The 15,949-nt window shown below is 35.8% G+C and carries 11 protein-coding genes and 2 pseudogenes; 3 read left to right on the top strand and 10 right to left on the bottom strand.

All coding sequences use genetic code 11. The features are described from left to right. Nucleotides 1–122: 122 nt before the first annotated feature. The 9 genes and pseudogenes from AABM58_RS06285 to AABM58_RS06245 form a co-directional block, all read right to left on the bottom strand. The gene (locus AABM58_RS06285) at nt 123–1,154 is read right to left on the bottom strand and encodes a S49 family peptidase (protein WP_264336181.1); all 1,032 of its coding nucleotides are present in this window, start codon (nt 1,152–1,154) and stop codon (nt 123–125) included. Continuing rightward, a pseudogene (locus AABM58_RS06280) lies at nt 1,151–2,561 on the bottom strand (phage portal protein). Before AABM58_RS06280 ends, AABM58_RS06285 begins: the two are co-directional and overlap by 4 nt. Further along, the gene (locus AABM58_RS06275; RefSeq protein WP_264336183.1) at nt 2,558–3,262 is read right to left on the bottom strand and encodes a glycoside hydrolase family 25 protein; all 705 of its coding nucleotides are present in this window, start codon (nt 3,260–3,262) and stop codon (nt 2,558–2,560) included. The pseudogene AABM58_RS06280 and the gene AABM58_RS06275 overlap by 4 nt, the downstream one beginning before the upstream one ends. Continuing rightward, nucleotides 3,259–3,483 carry a gpW family protein gene (locus AABM58_RS06270; RefSeq protein ID WP_264336184.1) on the bottom strand — a complete coding sequence of 75 codons (225 nt, stop codon included), beginning with the start codon at nt 3,481–3,483 and terminating at the stop codon, nt 3,259–3,261. The genes AABM58_RS06275 and AABM58_RS06270 overlap by 4 nt, the downstream gene beginning before the upstream one ends. Before the next feature lies 1 nt (nt 3,484). Beyond that, on the bottom strand, nt 3,485–5,311 hold the full coding sequence (locus AABM58_RS06265) for a phage terminase large subunit family protein (protein ID WP_338406665.1): 1,827 nt from the start codon (nt 5,309–5,311) through the stop codon (nt 3,485–3,487). Then, a pseudogene (locus AABM58_RS06260) lies at nt 5,308–6,774 on the bottom strand (ankyrin repeat domain-containing protein). Before AABM58_RS06260 ends, AABM58_RS06265 begins: the two are co-directional and overlap by 4 nt. Nucleotides 6,775–6,788: 14 nt before the next feature. Then, nucleotides 6,789–7,271: a hypothetical protein gene (locus tag AABM58_RS06255; protein ID WP_264337554.1), complete on the bottom strand. Its 483-nt coding sequence runs from the start codon at nt 7,269–7,271 to the stop codon at nt 6,789–6,791. 7 nt (nt 7,272–7,278) lie between these two features. Next, nucleotides 7,279–8,499 (bottom strand): DNA modification methylase, encoded by a 1,221-nt coding sequence (locus AABM58_RS06250; protein WP_338406642.1) that lies wholly within the window; start codon nt 8,497–8,499, stop codon nt 7,279–7,281. 109 nt (nt 8,500–8,608) lie between these two features. Continuing rightward, nucleotides 8,609–9,064, bottom strand: a complete 456-nt coding sequence (locus tag AABM58_RS06245; RefSeq protein WP_253303080.1) for a crossover junction endodeoxyribonuclease RuvC — start codon at nt 9,062–9,064, stop codon at nt 8,609–8,611. 634 nt (nt 9,065–9,698) lie between these two features. Here AABM58_RS06245 and AABM58_RS06240 point away from each other — a divergent pair. Continuing rightward, nucleotides 9,699–10,721 carry a virulence RhuM family protein gene (locus AABM58_RS06240; RefSeq protein WP_172758862.1) on the top strand — a complete coding sequence of 341 codons (1,023 nt, stop codon included), beginning with the start codon at nt 9,699–9,701 and terminating at the stop codon, nt 10,719–10,721. Between the two features lie 1,560 nt (nt 10,722–12,281). On the opposite strand, the gene AABM58_RS06235 is transcribed toward AABM58_RS06240, so the two are convergent. Continuing rightward, nucleotides 12,282–14,336, bottom strand: a complete 2,055-nt coding sequence (locus tag AABM58_RS06235) for an AAA family ATPase (protein WP_253303079.1) — start codon at nt 14,334–14,336, stop codon at nt 12,282–12,284. 217 nt (nt 14,337–14,553) lie between these two features. On the opposite strand from AABM58_RS06235, the gene AABM58_RS06230 reads away from it, so the two are divergent. After that, nucleotides 14,554–15,087: an RNA polymerase sigma factor gene (locus tag AABM58_RS06230; protein ID WP_017532588.1), complete on the top strand. Its 534-nt coding sequence runs from the start codon at nt 14,554–14,556 to the stop codon at nt 15,085–15,087. A gap of 37 nt (nt 15,088–15,124) precedes the next feature. Further along, entirely contained in the window at nt 15,125–15,937 is an 813-nt protein-coding gene (locus AABM58_RS06225) for an ATP-binding protein (RefSeq protein ID WP_019236434.1), read from the top strand. The last annotated feature ends 12 nt before the right edge of the window (nt 15,938–15,949 follow it).

Raw genomic sequence — 15,949 nt, 5'->3', positions numbered from 1 at the left:
TTATTTTTTTACCGCCGTGTTTATAACTGCTATACACCGCGGTTATTACCTTATAATTAGCCATTATGGCACATTTTGGACACTTATTTACCGCAGAGCACTATATATGGCGGTTATAAAATTTAAATGCACCGACTTTTCGCTACCTGTGTCATCAAATCTTCCTGCGAATTCTGTGGTATTGCACTCAGTATCTCTGTCTTTTTCGTTCTCTCTGCAAGTAATTCCATTAAAACTTCCCTGGCTTGCTCAACACTTACGCCTTGCTCAATAAATTCTCCTATCTTTTCTGGCATCTTTGATACATTACATAATCTTATTATCTCTAAAATTTCTCTACGACAGTTCTCGTAGCCTTCCTCAGTTAACTCATTAGTTGTCATACTAACACTCCTATGATTATTGATAAATTCAAAAAATGTTGTAACTCCATCTGCAAGACCTATTTCTACTGCTTTCTCGCCAAAATATAGCCCTGCCTCTGTTGATCGAATCTTTTCAATTGAAAGACCCCTGTTTCTTGCTATTAGCTGCACAAACATTTCATATAGTCGGTCTACTTCTTTTTGTAAGCTTCCCAGACTTTCAGACGTCACTGGCTCATGCGGGTTTAAATCATTCTTTCGACTACCAGCAAAAATTGTGGTGTACTTAATACCTTGCTTTTCATCAAACCTACTTTGATCTATATGACTTGCTATTACCCCTATACTTCCAACTCCTGAAGTGCGGGTAAGAAAAATCTTTTCAGCACTAGAAGCTATAGCGTACGCTGCAGAATATGCATCATCATTTGCTATCGCTATTATCCTCTTTTTTTCCCTTGCATTGTAAATAAAATCAGCAAGATCAAACACTCCATTGACCTCTCCTCCAGGACTGTCTATATCCAACAGGATTGTTTCTATATCACTATCTTCTATTGCTTGTGTAATTTGTGCTTCTATTTGATTATAGGAAGTCATTCCCAAAATATCATCAAAAGCTTCTGACTTTTTTGTCAAGATCCCATGTATCGGTATTATTCCTCTTTCACTATTTCTTACTGCATGTTTTATATTTTTAAAGATGGGCTGCTTTCCTGTTTGTAGTAACAGTAATTCAAAACTCCTCGGTTCTACCATTACACATCTGTTTAGCCATTGTTGTTTCATATCACCTCTTGATTGGCCGTAACGTCAGAATCAAAACTTAAGCCCAGTTCACTTGCACGTCTTTGATCTTCTGCTATTTCTTGGTCAATTTCTTCTACATCGTAACCCATTTCTGATACTACTTCTGATCGACTCTTAAATCCATTTCTTACTGCCATTTGCTGTGCTTGCTGATCTTTTAGTGGATCCACCCAATCAAATCCCTGTGGTATCCATTTTACATCTTTAAATACTTGATTATCTGTTGTAGAAAGCTCTCCAGATAAAGTGGCAAGTTCTAGCCATCTATTCCATACTGGTCTGCAAAATTGAAATACCATAATGTTGTGTTGCAGCATAGCACATCGACGACGAAACTCTATTAATCCAGCTCTGATTGATGAATAATTCACTCCTGTTAAATCTCCTGTTAGCTGCTCATATGTTATCCCTGTGCCTATTGCTATTGCCCTCAGTTGCTGTCTCATGAATGCTTCATAACTTCCTCCTACATCTGACGGTTCTGAAAATTTTATGTCTTCTCCTGGGTCTAAAAGCTGCATTGTTCCTGGCTCTAAACCTGATAATGCTACTCCTTGCTCATTCGCTTCGCCTTCTCCTAAAATATTTGCCTCAGGATCGAGTCTCGTAATAAACCCTGCAAACATCGCTGCTGTCTTTTTTCTCACTAATTCTGCATCCATCATACTGGTCAAGTTCATAAAGCTTTAGCAGTATATTAGAAAGCCATGGCTCTCCCCTAATTTGCCCAGGTCTTAGTGGTCTATAAATATGTAAAACATCGTTTGCTGGCACTCTTACTGACTCTCCAAAGGTATTTTCACCAGGGTGTTCTTTAAATAGGTAGTATGCTTCTCTTTGCCCAAGCCTGTTAAACTCAATCCCGTTTCTTATTACATTACCATTTCCTAAAGTTTGATTTGTTTTATTATCTAGATGTTCAGACTCAAGTACTTGCAGTTGTAATGGCACAGAAAATCTATCTTCCAGCTTTCTCGTTCTTAAACGTACAAAACATTCTCCTCCCTCTATCATACTTCTGCATACCAGAGCTTGTAATCCATAAAAATCACTTACTCCGTTACTGTCTGCTTCATCTGTCCATTTTAGCCATAATTCTTGCACCTTCTTTCGAAATTCTCCATCTCTTGCTTTTGATTGCGGTTTTATTCCTGTTCCAATAGAGTTACTTACTATCGTATCAATTATATTTGCAGCGTAAGGATTTTTTCTCACCATATCCCGAGAGCGGCTACGTAAGTGCCCAAGGCTCTGAGAAAGTAAATTATTTATGCTTCCCGCTTCTCCTTGCCAATATATTACCCTTCTTCCTGAGCCTGACGCATCCCAAGCAGAACTTTTGATTTTTGGCTTACTAAATAGTTGTTTGAAATTTTTCAGCATCATACTAACCAAAATTCTCTTAATTCTTTCAAAGTTCCGTTAAATTTATTTCTGTCACATTTTCCGATTCCTTCTACTTCATGTGGCTCTGGACTTGTTTTACCGTCAGTATATTGCCATAAAATCCAATCATTCCAGCCTTTTGGTAATGTCAGCTCTTTTCTCCAGCTTGCTATCCATAATGGACATTTTGTCAAAGTTGGCGTGGCAAAATCCTTAAGAAAATAGCTACTGCCATAAATTAGGGGTAATCTTCCTGTTACTTCTTCAACTCTCTTTACAAATTCCTCAGCTTGCTTAACTGTAATATTTTTGCCACTTTTATTTTCTTCAATATCCAGCGCAAGTATAGTATTTTTGCTTTCGCCTACCGTTTTTAGAAAATGATCAGCTTGATTTTTGCCGTTTCCTTCTGTGCCAAAATGATATGCTCCCCAGAGTAATCCTTCTTCTTCAGCTTTCTTTCTTCTCTTCGCATACTTTGAATCCACATATTTTAGTCCTTGTGTTGCCTTATGAATTACTCCAATTATACCACTCTCTTTAGCTAACTCAAAATCCACATTTTCTTGCCAATGTGACAAATCTATTATTCCATTTACTGAACTCTCTCTATTCTCCCATAGTTTTATAAAAGTTTTTAATTGCTCTAAAAATTCAGAATATTCCTCTTTTACAACTTTTCTCAGAAAATTTTCCCTCATATAACTCCTTTATTTGTTGCAAAAATAATCTTTCGTTTAGGCTTCATTCCAGCAATCTTTAGTTCACCTTTGATGCGTTGTCTGAGGCTGAGCAAATCATTTATCTGAACTTCAGCATATCTCACAACATGGTCACCATATGCAATTGATACCACTCGTTCTCCGTTTTGTAGTTTCTTTATCGCTTCTTCGACTTGAATTAAATACTCTTCGTTGTACATCTTACTTCTCATTCAACCATTTGCTTTGTCTCACTTTCTTAGGTTTTTTGCTTTCTGGCTTTTCACTTAAACTATTCCATTTACTCTCTGGCCAACGATCGATTCCAAGCGTAATAGATGCAGCTCTTGCATAAATCCTACAGTCTAATACTTCATTTCTTTCTCTTACCTTTTGCCACTCTTGTTTAGTGTATCCTTTCACTACCTTGCTGACTAATTGCTCTGCCGTTAGCTGCTTAAAATATTCAGGTGCATACTCCGGAAAATGACAATATCCTGCTGGCACTTTCTCTTCTTCTTTCAAAATATTAAGTAATTGAAAAAGCTCTGACTTTAATATCGATACTCCTACTGGCCATAGCTTTATTCCTCTTTTTAGCTTTTGACCACCAACTGTTATATCTACTCTACTTGGGCTGCTAAGTGGTACTAGCGCTTTGTTTACACCTTTGACTGCCATTACTCTTCCAGATCCTTGATGACCTCTTACCCAATTGTATACTTCTTGTGTCGCATACCCAGCATCAACCGCCATCATACTTATCATGTATTCAAGACCATTTTCACCGATAAAATGATGATTGAGGAGCTCCGAAAGTTTTCCCCATACTTCTCCTCCTCCAGTATCACCTTCAAATACTCGGTAGTCTATTGACCAACTTTCGCGGCTTTTTCCCCAGGCTACAACTTCTACCTCTAGACGATCTTTTTGTACATCAACACCTGCTGTGAGAACCACTTCACCTTTTGGTACTGTGCCAATCTGAAAAAATTCTCTCCTGTTAAATAATTGCTTCCAGTCAGGTACTTCTCCCTTATCTACCCAAGTTTCTCCTAAAGTGGTATTTATCCAAACTTTTAGTAATTGTTCACTTTCTTTTGCATGAAGAAAATCTTCTACTGCTTGAGTCCAGCTATACCAGCCAACTGGACTATAAAGACTTGAAAGATGAAATCCTTTTTTCTCCCCTTCTTTTGCCTCTGTAGCTCTCCATTCTCCACGGTCTAGCATCTCTGTCTTTTGATGATTTTCTATTTTGCCGCTACATTCAGTGCAGACATAATGTGCTGTTCTTGAGTCGTTGTTTTCCCATTTAATTTGTGACCATTTTAGAACTTGATAGTAATTACAATACGGACATGGTACAAAAAAGTACTGCTTATCTGTTGCTTCAAATTCTTTCTCAATTCTACTTATTCCATGAATCGTTGGTGTTGATACTAAAAAAATCTTTCGCCGTGCAAATGTATTAGTTCGTGCAATACTGAGCAGTACTGGATCTCCTTCACCTCCTGAATCTCCTGGATATGCATCTATTTCATCAAGAAAGAGATACTTTACTGGCATAGAGCGAAGTCCCACACTGCTGTTTGCTCCGGTTATTACTACAATTCCACCTGGAAACTCCTTACTTTGTACAGTATTGCCTGAATCTCTTGATCTTGGGTCTTTTACTTTACTTTTTAAACATGGTGTACTTTCAATCAGTGGCGCAAATCTTCCTTTTGACCAACGCTTTCCCATTTCAACTGTTGGCTGTACTACTAGCATTGGTCCTGGTGTTTGATCGATGATATAGCCAATCCAATTGTTGCCTGCTTCTGTTCCTCCAATCTGCGCTCCCTTCATAAATACTACTTTTTCAGCCTGTGAAGAAGGAGATAGTGAATCCATTATTTCTTTTAAATAAGGAGTTCTTTCCGTTCTCCACTTTCCTGGCTCTGATGCTGCAGTTGGCGCTAAAACTCGATACTCATTCGCCCACTCTGATACTTTAAGCTCTGGATCTGGTCTTAAACCTTCAGAAAAAGCTCTAGCGTATATCATTGTCTGCATCTACTCATAATTGGTTCTATCTCAATATTGTTAACAGTAGAGTTTATTCCTCCACACTCCTCCAATTCCATAAACATCTTTTTCTGAAATTCGTTTTCTATATATCTTTTGCTCATCTCACTTATCATTATTGCTATAATAAGCGCAAATATCCCTGTTATTGTTGCAAAAATGATTGCACTGCTTATTGTTGTTGCTGTTAACCCTATACATACCGCTATTGCTACTGCACTTACTGAGGTAAAAACACAGATCACATTGGTGTATTTTCTTACTTTTGCATCTCTATGTTCTATACACTATAATAAACTGGTACAGACTTGCCTATCTCGTCTGGTAATTTGATGCTCTTTTCTTTAAATAAAGTTTTTAGCAATTCTAAATTATTTGACTTGATTGCTAAGTGCAAAACAGGTGTATAGTTTGCTCCTTTTTTCAGCAATAACTTTACTACATGTAAATGCCTTTTTTCTGCAGCAAGATAAATTGGTGATAGACCTTTATTATTTACAATATCAATATTGATTTCTTCTTTTAAAATTGCATCTACAATCTCAATTTCTCCTCTTTGTGCAGCTAAATGGAGTAGACTATTCTTTTCAGAACCGTATTTATTACTCACCAAAGCCTTCTTTATCTCAGGTTTAGCGTAATCAAATGGTGTCTTGCCGCTATCGTCTTTTACCAGAGGGTCTATATCTTCTCGCGTTAGTAAAACTTCTATTGTTTTAAGTCTTTCAGCGTAATGTAGTGGTGTTTTATTTTCGTAGTCTTGCAAATTGACTTGAGCATTAGGCTCCTTTATTAAGCATTTGAGGATATCAAGACATAAGTCTCTTTCATCGTAATTAGTATTACTTACAGCTATATGCACAGGCGACAATTTCATTGAGTTTTGTCCCATGCGTGCACTATTTACATCTGCTCCTAGCTTCAGCAGTAACTTTACTATCTCCAACTTTTTATTATTAACTGCATAGTGCATTGGTGTCTGATTTCGTGCATCAAAGACATCTATTTCAGCTTTTCCTTCTCTTATCAAAATCTTTACAACTTCTGCATGTCCTATTCCTGCTGCTAGATGTAATGGAGTATGATGCAGAGCATTTCGTACATTAACGTCAACACCTTTTCTTATCAAATATCTAACTGCATTAACTTCACCTATCATTGCAGCTAAATGAAGTAAACTATCTTGCTCTGATCCATATTTATTGTTGATTAGCGCTTGTAATATTTCTGCTTTTTTCCCTTCTTTGGCGTAATCAAGAGATGTTTTACCATCATTATCTTCTATAAAAGGATTAATGTTCTTTTTCGTGAGTAACAGATCTACCATACTTAATTCATCAAACTCTATAGCGCAATGTAGTGGGGTTTTTCCGTTTAATCCTCTAACATTTACATCTAATCCAGGTTAGACACTTTATTAACTCTAAACTTAGCCATTTTATATTCAAAATCTTTCTTATATTTGAAATTTAGTGTTAGATAATTCTTGTAATGAGTTTGTAATCTCTTCAGTTAACGCCATATGAATCTTTTCAGTGTCACTCAGTGATGCAAGCAATGCTGAAACTCTATTTGGAATATTAAGTAAATTATTACGGACAACTCTTGCTACATTAAATGCATCGCGCTTTACTTCTTCTACTGCTACAAGTTCTCCTATCTCAGCCCTAGCTTTTGCCTCAAGAAGTTTACCTCGTTCCATTTCATTTTTTATTCGAGTTTTTAGCAACATCGTGGAAAGGTTACTTGTATTTTCGTTTTCTGGATTTTTCCTCCTCAGTGGCTGACTTGGATCTCTTATTGCCGCTACTGCTTCATTTGCTTGTTCTCTATTGATCAAACCATCCTCCAACTCAACTATTCCTTTCTTTACTAAATAACAGACATATTGCTTTGATACTCCTATCTCTCTTGCCCATTCTGTTTGTGTAATTTTCACTTTTTTCCTACTGTTTTTCTCCTTGAATTTCTGCAAAAGTTTTACCAGTACCGGCTAAAATGGCATCTCTTCCGGTATATATTTGCCAACGTTTTATGGTTACATCTACAAATTTTGAATCTAGCTCTATTGTTCTGCAAATTCTTCCTGTTCTCTCACATGCAATCAGTGTACTTCCAGAACCGCTAAATGGATCAAGTACTATGTCTCCTGGTCTGCTGCTGTTTACTATTGCTCTCTCCATTAGCTCTACTGGCTTCATCGTTGGATGTAGTGTATTGTGCGTTGGCTTATCATAAAACCACAGATCACTTTGATTTCTACCTCCATGCCACTCACGTTTATTGCCGCTTTTCCATCCATAGAGCATTGCTTCGTATTGTCTTTGATAATCTGATCTTCCTAGCGTAAAGTGATTCTTCGCCCAAATGATAAAAGTTGACCATTTTCCTCCCGCTTCCTCAAATGCTTTTTGCAACGTTGAAAACTCTGATGATGATGCACAGATGTAAATTGCACCTTTCGTATATGCTAAAATATGGGAACAGATGTCGTAGAGAAAAAGTTCGTACTTTTCACCTTGATTATCGTTTAATATTTTTTTCTCTTCTCTTTCCTGACTGCTACCGTAATCAACGTTATATGGAGGATCACATACGGTAATATCTGCCATTTTATTATCTAATACCGCTTTATATGATTCAACTAAAGAGCTATCACCACAATAGATTCGATGATCACCTAAAATCCATAGATCAGCTGGTTTTGTTATTTCTACTTTTTTGTCATCAACAACTAAGTCAGAAAGATCTTCTTCTTCACCATCTAAATCATCAAGAAACCGTTGAACTTTTTCCAATTCAAATCCTGTCATTTTTAAGTCAAACTGCAAATCTTCTAGCTCTTGAATTTCCACCTTCAAAAGATCATCGTCCCACTTTGCCCAATTAGCTGATTGATTGGCAAGCAGTCGAAAAGCTTTAGTTTGTGGTTCATTTAAATTATCACTGAGGACTACTGGAATACTTTCCATACCAAGTTTTCTTGCTGCTTTAAGTCTTAAATGACCATCAACCACAGTTCCATCGCTTTTTGCAACTATTGGAATACGAAAGCCGAATTCCCTGATTGAAGCACACATTCTATTTACTACGTCATCATTTTTACGTGGATTACGCTCATATTCGACCAGATTTTGAGTAGGATAATAGTGGATTGCTAAATTCATATAATTACTGTACTAATTAAAAAGTTAATATTCAAAATATCTCTGACGCTAAAGAAGGCCTGGGGTCTGACCCACCAAACCCGCCATTATGGCCGAAAGGACCCACTTTTTATGGATTTTTCATCTTATTAATATCTTTACTAATATAGAACATTAATGCCAAAGCATCGGCCTCATTATCATCTCTAGGTAAAAAACTTTTTTCACGTATCGCTTCAATAACTTCACTCTTACTTGCATTGCCTTTGCCTGCTATAAAGCGTTTGATAGTTTTAACATTAACACCTTGGTAGGGAATATTGTTCTCTTCACACCAAGCAGATAGAACGGCAAGAAAACCACCGTAGCAATGAGCGGCATCAGTTCCTAAGTGTCTTCTTACTTCCTCAAAATACACTGCAGAAATGTCCTTCAAAGAATTAAGCCAATTACGAAAATTCAAGAAGCACATGCCACCTCCGCTAAAACGGCTACCATGAAAACTTTTGCTCCCACTTTCAATTACTCCATCTGTTAGAATTGCCCAGCCTGTCTGTTTACCGAGGTCCAGTGTTAGGATTGACATTATTTAAAACTATAAGTAGCACTGATTCCAAAATATCGTCTGGTTCCTCGAACGTACTATCAAAAAGCGGTTTATAGTTTTTTTGTTGGCCAACAACGGAAATTCGAGAATCATGTGCTACTCCTAATACCAAGTCCCGTTAGTAATAAAACAAATGAAAAAGAGCTCTTTTTGCCTATAACTGGGGAATTAAGCAAATTTATAACGTGTTCCATTTGTCTTCCCAATAACGAATATTGGTATAAGAAGTATATGGATTAAGGTTGTCTACGTTATAGTAGCTCTTTCAACTACCTCTTAACAGATATATACTAGAAATGAGGTTGGAAATTTGATTTGCACTAAATTTTTTTTGTTTGAGTTAAGTTATTTCTTCTCAATTACGCAACTTAGCAAACACTTTGTTTCTCTTGCTATCAGCTAATTTAAAGGTTTTCTGGGAACACTCAATAAAAAAAGATGAGAGATACAAGGAACTTATGAAAGCTGTTGCAAAGTGAGTTTTCTCCTTCATACAAATTTTTTCTTTACAATGAATAAAAACGGTGTTAAACTTACCTGTAAGTTTATTTATATCAATCTAATCATTAGTAGTACTTTTTATTTGCTTTTCAAAGGGTGTTAAAGGAAGTGTATGAACAGGAATCATAATGAAATTTTATTCTATGAAACAGATGATGGAAAGGTATGTATTGAAGTTAGATTTGAAAATGAAAATCTATGGCTTACTCAGAAACATATGGCTGAGTTATTTGGCTGTTCAACTGATAATATTTCATTGCACCTAAAAAACATTTATCTATGTAAAGAACTAGATAAAAACTCAACTACCGAGGAATCCTCGATAGTTCAAAAAGAGGGAGAAAGAGAAGTAAAACGTGATGTGGTTTTCTACAATTTAGAGGCTGTGATATCAGTTGGTTATCGTGTCAATTCAGAGCGTGGTGCTGCTTTTCGCACATGGGCAACTGATAAGCTAAAGAAGTATATTTTCAAAGGTTTCGTGATTGATAGCAATAGATTTAAAAATGGCTCTAGATTTGACACTCGGTTTTTTGATGAGTTGCTTGAAGAAATTAGAGAAATTCGTGCAAGTGAGCGTATGGCTTATCAGAAAATCACAGACATTTATGCAACTTCAGTAGACTATGCAAGCTGTTCAACTGAAACAAAAAATTTCTTTGCTATAGTGCAGAATAAATTGCATTTTGCTATTACTGGAAATACAGCAGCAGAAATTATTGCTAACAGAGTGGATAGAAGTAAACCTAATATGGGATTAACAAATTGGCGTAAGGGGCCTAAGGGAAAAATCTTTCTTTCTGACACGCAAGTAGCAAAAAACTATTTAGATAAAAATGAAATTGCTCAGCTAAACAGAATAGTAAATATGTATATAGATTACGCAGAGTTTCAAGCTGCCAGGGGTAAAGTAATGTATATGAAGGATTGGAAAGAGAAACTCGATGCATTTTTAAGATTTAATGAGCAAGATATATTACAGAATTATGGCAAAACCTCTCATGAAGTAGCAATTGCCCTAGCTACAAAAGAATATGAGGTATTTAGAAAAACACAGGATAAGTCATATAAGTCAGACTTTGATAAATTGGTGGAAGAAAAGAAAAGTCTTGATCAAAAAAGTGTAAAAACTTAGAGCTAAATTTCATAAAAGTAAAAAACAATTTAGAAATGCCTTTTAATTGAGTTTTAAGCTATCTTGTTGGTGGGTTGTATAATCGCTTTGAAACTTAATTGTAGTGGCTTTTACCTTTTTGCAGAAGTTAAGTTTTCTGAGTAGTAAGATGAAAGTAGTATATGTTAATTCATACTACTTATTATTATATAATAATAGAAAACTTTAGAGACTGAAAACTGGTCAAAACCCCTCAATATTCCTAAGTTTTTTGCCACCTAAACCAGATTGCAGCTCAGAAATCTGTCAACCCTTAAACTATTGAAAATACATCATTTTTTTGCTAGCAGAAAGTACCAGATCTCATAAACTGCACCAGATTCTGCCAAGACTCTGGAGTCTGGTATTGTAGCTGAGATCTAATTATAGTAAAGCCAAATGTTTGAATCTTCAACTGGCACAATACTTCCATATTCTGGCGATTTGTAATCGGTTGGTAAAATCTTTTCATACACTGTAATATCCTTATTTAGTTGGTTTGTAACTTTCTCTTCCATACCTTCAACACAAGTGTAAAAATGTCTACGAGAACGTTCTGCATCTAACTTATGACCATATTTATAAGCCTCTGATATGCCAGCAGTTATTGATTTATATTTTGATGGAATAGCATACGTAATTCAAACATCAGTTGACGACTACTTTGCCTGTTTGAAAAAATATTTTACAACGAATAAAAGACGTGATAAACTAAAATGAAGTTTTTTTATAACAAGTAAAAATTTAAAGTAGAAAATAATTTAGAAGTCCCTTGTAATTGAGTTTTAAGCTATTCTACGTAAGCAACTTAGGTCTTGGTGGTATAATTGTACCCCAAAGTCATAGAATCGTTTTAAATCCGCATTAAAAGCTATTTCTTGTATTTATGAATATTTTAAGACCTTTCCAGTTCCCCTAACTTCTTTTTTCTTCACTCCCTAAGCATTACTTTAATTCTAGTTAACCTCATTATATTTTCATATTGTTTATTATTATTTGTTATTAGTATATATATATGTATAGTGTTATTTACATATTATAATAATATATAAGATTTTCGGAAAGTGGAAAGCTAGCTACTGTAGCGGGTTTTAGGGCGATCTGATTCATTAAGTCTTTTGGAAATGGAAAGATAAAGTCTTATAGATATTAAATGGATAAAAATACTGAATTTCAATGGTTTAGGTGTATTATATTTCTGTTTCCTTATTTTGAAATTTTGCCGGAAATCACGGAAACTATAAAACTCAGATCGGCCTAGCCAAAGTAATGAAATACATCAAGCTTGCCTATAGTTGCGAAATTTGTATTCCCAGTTTGGCTTAAATGCTTTTTGTATGACCCATTTTTTTAATAAAAGTTTTTTCAAGTTTGTAATTAACCTTTTATTATAGCAGATTTATGCTGATGGCTGTAATACCAAGTCCCGTTAGTAATGAAACAAATGCAAAAGAGCTCTTTTTGCCTATAATTGGGGAATTAAGCAAATTTATAACGCGTCCCATTTGTTTTCCCAATAACGAATATTGGTATAAACTGTTTTTAAAGACTATTAGCAACTTTGAATTTCCCTGCACCCAGCTTAAATTTACCTTCACCTCTTGCAAAAGGACCAGTTGGAACATCAAGCCACTTATCTTCTTTTGAATCTGCAGCCATACCTTTTACTATCTTATTTTCATTTAGCAAACTCTGTACTAAACGTTCAAGTTTATGTCTGCTAGCATTATGAAACATGGGTGGTAATTTATGCCGTTGCTTGAAAACTCCAGGACCACCTGTATGCGTAAATGGATGGCCTTCGTGGGCTGAAAGTTTAATGTAGTGAATAAGTATATTTTTTAACTCTTCATCAGAGGACTTAATAGCATTAATTTGTTCAGATATATCTTCTAGCAAGCCTGTTGATGAACGCGAATAAGTTCTTACACTTCTGTCTGCTGCCCCATTGGACTTAACCACTGCTCCCTGATAAATTTTACTATGAGTTCTTTCAAGCTTTAGTGTATTACACACTGAATTTTGATGCTCTACTGGTGCAGGCCATAATGCAAAAGAGCATCTAACTCCATCAACAAGTGCAGTTGTACCTCTTATTGCATCTCTTGCTTGTTCTACGGTTGTAATTGATCCACATTTAGGTTTTCTCATATGATGTGCAGCAATTACAGTCGCTCCTGTTTCAGTTGCCAAACTTGCAAGCAATCCTGTTGAATACCACCCAAGTTCTGGATCTGAATTTATATCAGCATGAACAAACGATACTAATGGATCAAAAATAATCAGTTTTAAATTTTCAATTGCATTTAATTGTTCGCTAATACCTTCAAATTTTTCTGAAGTTTCAGGACATTTACCACGCGTATTGGTTTTTATTATAGAAAATGGTCCTCCTGTGTTTGGCATAGGTACAATAAATACACGATCCTGGTACTTTGCTCTATTACCTTCAGGATCAAGACGTTCTAAGCGACGATGTATCTCATCTGCATCATCTTCTGCTGAAAAAATTACCACTGATCCGTGCTCTTTTACAAGCGAACCAAAACCACAGATCTGATCTGTATCACTTGCAACTTTGAGGGCTAAATCAAGTAGTAGCATTCCTTTGCCTGTATCTCCCATAGCAGCTACTATTGAAGTAACGCCTAAAGGAAATAACCCTTCAACTAGGAACTTTTGTGTTGGTACTTCACCTAAATAACGGCTGAGATTCCAATCTAAAATATTGAGTTTATCATTTTTCTTTAACCTCCTTTCAATAAACTCAGAAGCTCTTATTCCTTCTAACACACAATCAGCAGCATCCCAGCCTTTTGTTTTATTTTGTGGAATATTAAGAATAACAAGTGATTCAACTCCGATCTCTAAAAGCTTTTTTTCAGCATTTTTTGCGTATTTATTACCTGCTTCATCATTATCTGGCCATATAATAATATGTTTACCCTTTAGGGGCGACCAGTCTGTTTTATCAACATCTGCGTTTGCTCCAGACATTGTTGTTGTAGCTACAATTCCTTGTTCTATCAGCGCTTCTGCACATTTTTCTCCTTCAACCAGAATAACTTTATCAGACTTTAAGATTTCTGGAATGTTGTAGAGTGGCCTTATCTCTGGTGCTGCAAACTTAGATTGTTTGACATCAAAAGGCTTGTATACTTTTTTCTTTCCTGGAGGATCAGAACGGTAAACTTTTACAATTACCTGGCCATTTTCATCATAATAATTCCAACTGTGGGTAATAAATTTCTCGAAGTCTTCATCAACATATTGTTTCTCGATGTATTTTTTATTATTTCCGAGCCATTCACTTATTGAAGCTATTACCTCAGGAAACTCTGTCCTTGCATTCTTTCTATGCACAGCTGCCCAAAGGTCGATAATGTCACCACCTTCTCCAGTTGCAAAATCATTCCATAACCCAGCTCTACTGCCACTTAATTCTACTACCAGACTTTTTCCTTTGTTACCATGCACATCACCTACGTAAAACTTATCACCACGAAAAGTTCCTCTTGGCAAAAGGTAGAAAAGGCAAGATCTTATGTTAAGCAATAGTTCTGTTTTATCATTTAAAGATTTAGAATCGATATTCATAATAAAACCACAAATAACCTTATATAAGAGTTATTCAAGTTTTGAAGGCTAATGTTTACATCGACATTATTTTAAATGCTACCGCAATTATTCTCAAAAAAAAGCAAGCGAATATCAATAGGTTAAAAATTGCACCGCAATTATTTAAATTTCCCCGAACCTGCAATTAACCGTCTATAAAGGTCATCCTTGACAGTTAGTTATTCAAGGAGCTTCAATGAAATCAAAGAATTCTTACTCGGGGATTGATCCCATAATTGTTAAGTACGTCAGACATTACGCAAAATGCATAAAGAATTTAAAGTGTTTTGTTCATGAAAGTCTTGAAGATATTGAGCAAGAACTTTTCTGTATGATTTGGCCTACTATTGAGAAATATGACGAAAGTAGAAGCTCTTTTTCTACCTTTGTATGTCAACTTGTTAAGTGTCGAGCTATTAATTTTATCAATAAGCAACTCTGCAAAAAACGCGGTGGCAGAGAAGGTATATTCTATGTTGATCCTGATGATCTACATGAAGTAGTTGATGATAGATGTCATTTTATCACTGAAATCACAACTCGTATTGATATGAACGATGTTATCTCAACACTACCCCAAGAATGGCAAGTACTATGCAGACAACTGGAATTTTTCAGCGTTCCAGAAATAGCTGAAATAAATGGAATACCACGCACAACAGTTTATAACACTTTGCAACGAATAAGACGGCACATAAAAATTTTTTTTAGCAAATCAAACAACAAGTAACAGTTCTAGTATAACTCTTATAGGAGGGCCATGATATATGACTTTAAAAATAATAAACAGCAAAGAAAGGACAAAAATGGTCACAGGTGTAAAGATAGTAATCTTTGGTCCTTATGGTATAGGTAAAACTAGTCTCTTAAAGACCATAAATGAACCAACACTTTGTCTTGATTTTGAAGCAGGACTTCTTGCCGTTCAAGACTGGAAAGGAGATTCAATCGAGATGCGCACTTGGAATGAGGCCAGAGATATTGCTTGTCTTATTGGTGGGCCAAACCCTGCACTAAAATCTGATCAAGCATACAGCCAAAGACACCATGAACATGTATCTGGCAAGTATAAAGATCTTCTTTCTGAAGTTTCTAAATACCGATGCATCTTTGTAGATAGTATAACTGTTGCTTCACGTTTATGTCTATTATGGGCAAAAATGCAACCGGAAGCTTTTTCTGAGAGAAGTGGAAAGCAAGACATGAGAGCTGCTTACGGAATGCTTGCTCAAGAAATGATGGCTTGGCTCAATCAATTTCAACATATTCGAGATAAAGACATCATCATAGTTGGCACATTAGGTCAATATCTTGATGACTGCAATCGTTCAACATGGCTGCCTCAATGTGAAGGAGCTAAAACTGCTAGTGAAATTCCTGGGATAGTTGATGAAGTAATTAGCATGGTTGGAATCAAGAAAGATGATGGCACAGAGGTTCGCTCATTTGTCTGTCAGACTATTAACTCTTGGGGATATCCAGCTAAAGATCGTAGTGGCTGCCTGAATATGGTTGAAGAACCTCATTTGGGTAAATTACTTGCGAAAATTAAAGCCAAAACCTTGGCTTCTGTTGCCTAAATTTAATTTTAA

Source organism: Wolbachia endosymbiont (group A) of Longitarsus flavicornis, from assembly GCF_963931955.1.
In the GTDB taxonomy this organism is placed as follows: domain Bacteria; phylum Pseudomonadota; class Alphaproteobacteria; order Rickettsiales; family Anaplasmataceae; genus Wolbachia.
Note: the sequence above shows the minus strand (reverse complement) of the source record. Positions and strands in the feature narration are given on the sequence as shown.

What these genes read in the sequence shown, in the direction of transcription:
- AABM58_RS06285 (WP_264336181.1), bottom strand. Translation starts at nt 1,154, where the DNA reads ATGAAACAACAATGGCTAAACAGATGTGTAATGGTAGAACCGAGGAGT.
- AABM58_RS06275 (WP_264336183.1), bottom strand. Translation starts at nt 3,262, where the DNA reads ATGAGGGAAAATTTTCTGAGAAAAGTTGTAAAAGAGGAATATTCTGAA.
- AABM58_RS06270 (WP_264336184.1), bottom strand. Translation starts at nt 3,483, where the DNA reads ATGTACAACGAAGAGTATTTAATTCAAGTCGAAGAAGCGATAAAGAAA.
- AABM58_RS06265 (WP_338406665.1), bottom strand. Translation starts at nt 5,311, where the DNA reads ATGATATACGCTAGAGCTTTTTCTGAAGGTTTAAGACCAGATCCAGAG.
- AABM58_RS06250 (WP_338406642.1), bottom strand. Translation starts at nt 8,499, where the DNA reads ATGAATTTAGCAATCCACTATTATCCTACTCAAAATCTGGTCGAATAT.
- AABM58_RS06245 (WP_253303080.1), bottom strand. Translation starts at nt 9,064, where the DNA reads ATGTCAATCCTAACACTGGACCTCGGTAAACAGACAGGCTGGGCAATT.
- AABM58_RS06240 (WP_172758862.1), top strand. Translation starts at nt 9,699, where the DNA reads ATGAACAGGAATCATAATGAAATTTTATTCTATGAAACAGATGATGGA.
- AABM58_RS06235 (WP_253303079.1), bottom strand. Translation starts at nt 14,336, where the DNA reads ATGAATATCGATTCTAAATCTTTAAATGATAAAACAGAACTATTGCTT.
- AABM58_RS06230 (WP_017532588.1), top strand. Translation starts at nt 14,554, where the DNA reads ATGAAATCAAAGAATTCTTACTCGGGGATTGATCCCATAATTGTTAAG.
- AABM58_RS06225 (WP_019236434.1), top strand. Translation starts at nt 15,125, where the DNA reads ATGACTTTAAAAATAATAAACAGCAAAGAAAGGACAAAAATGGTCACA.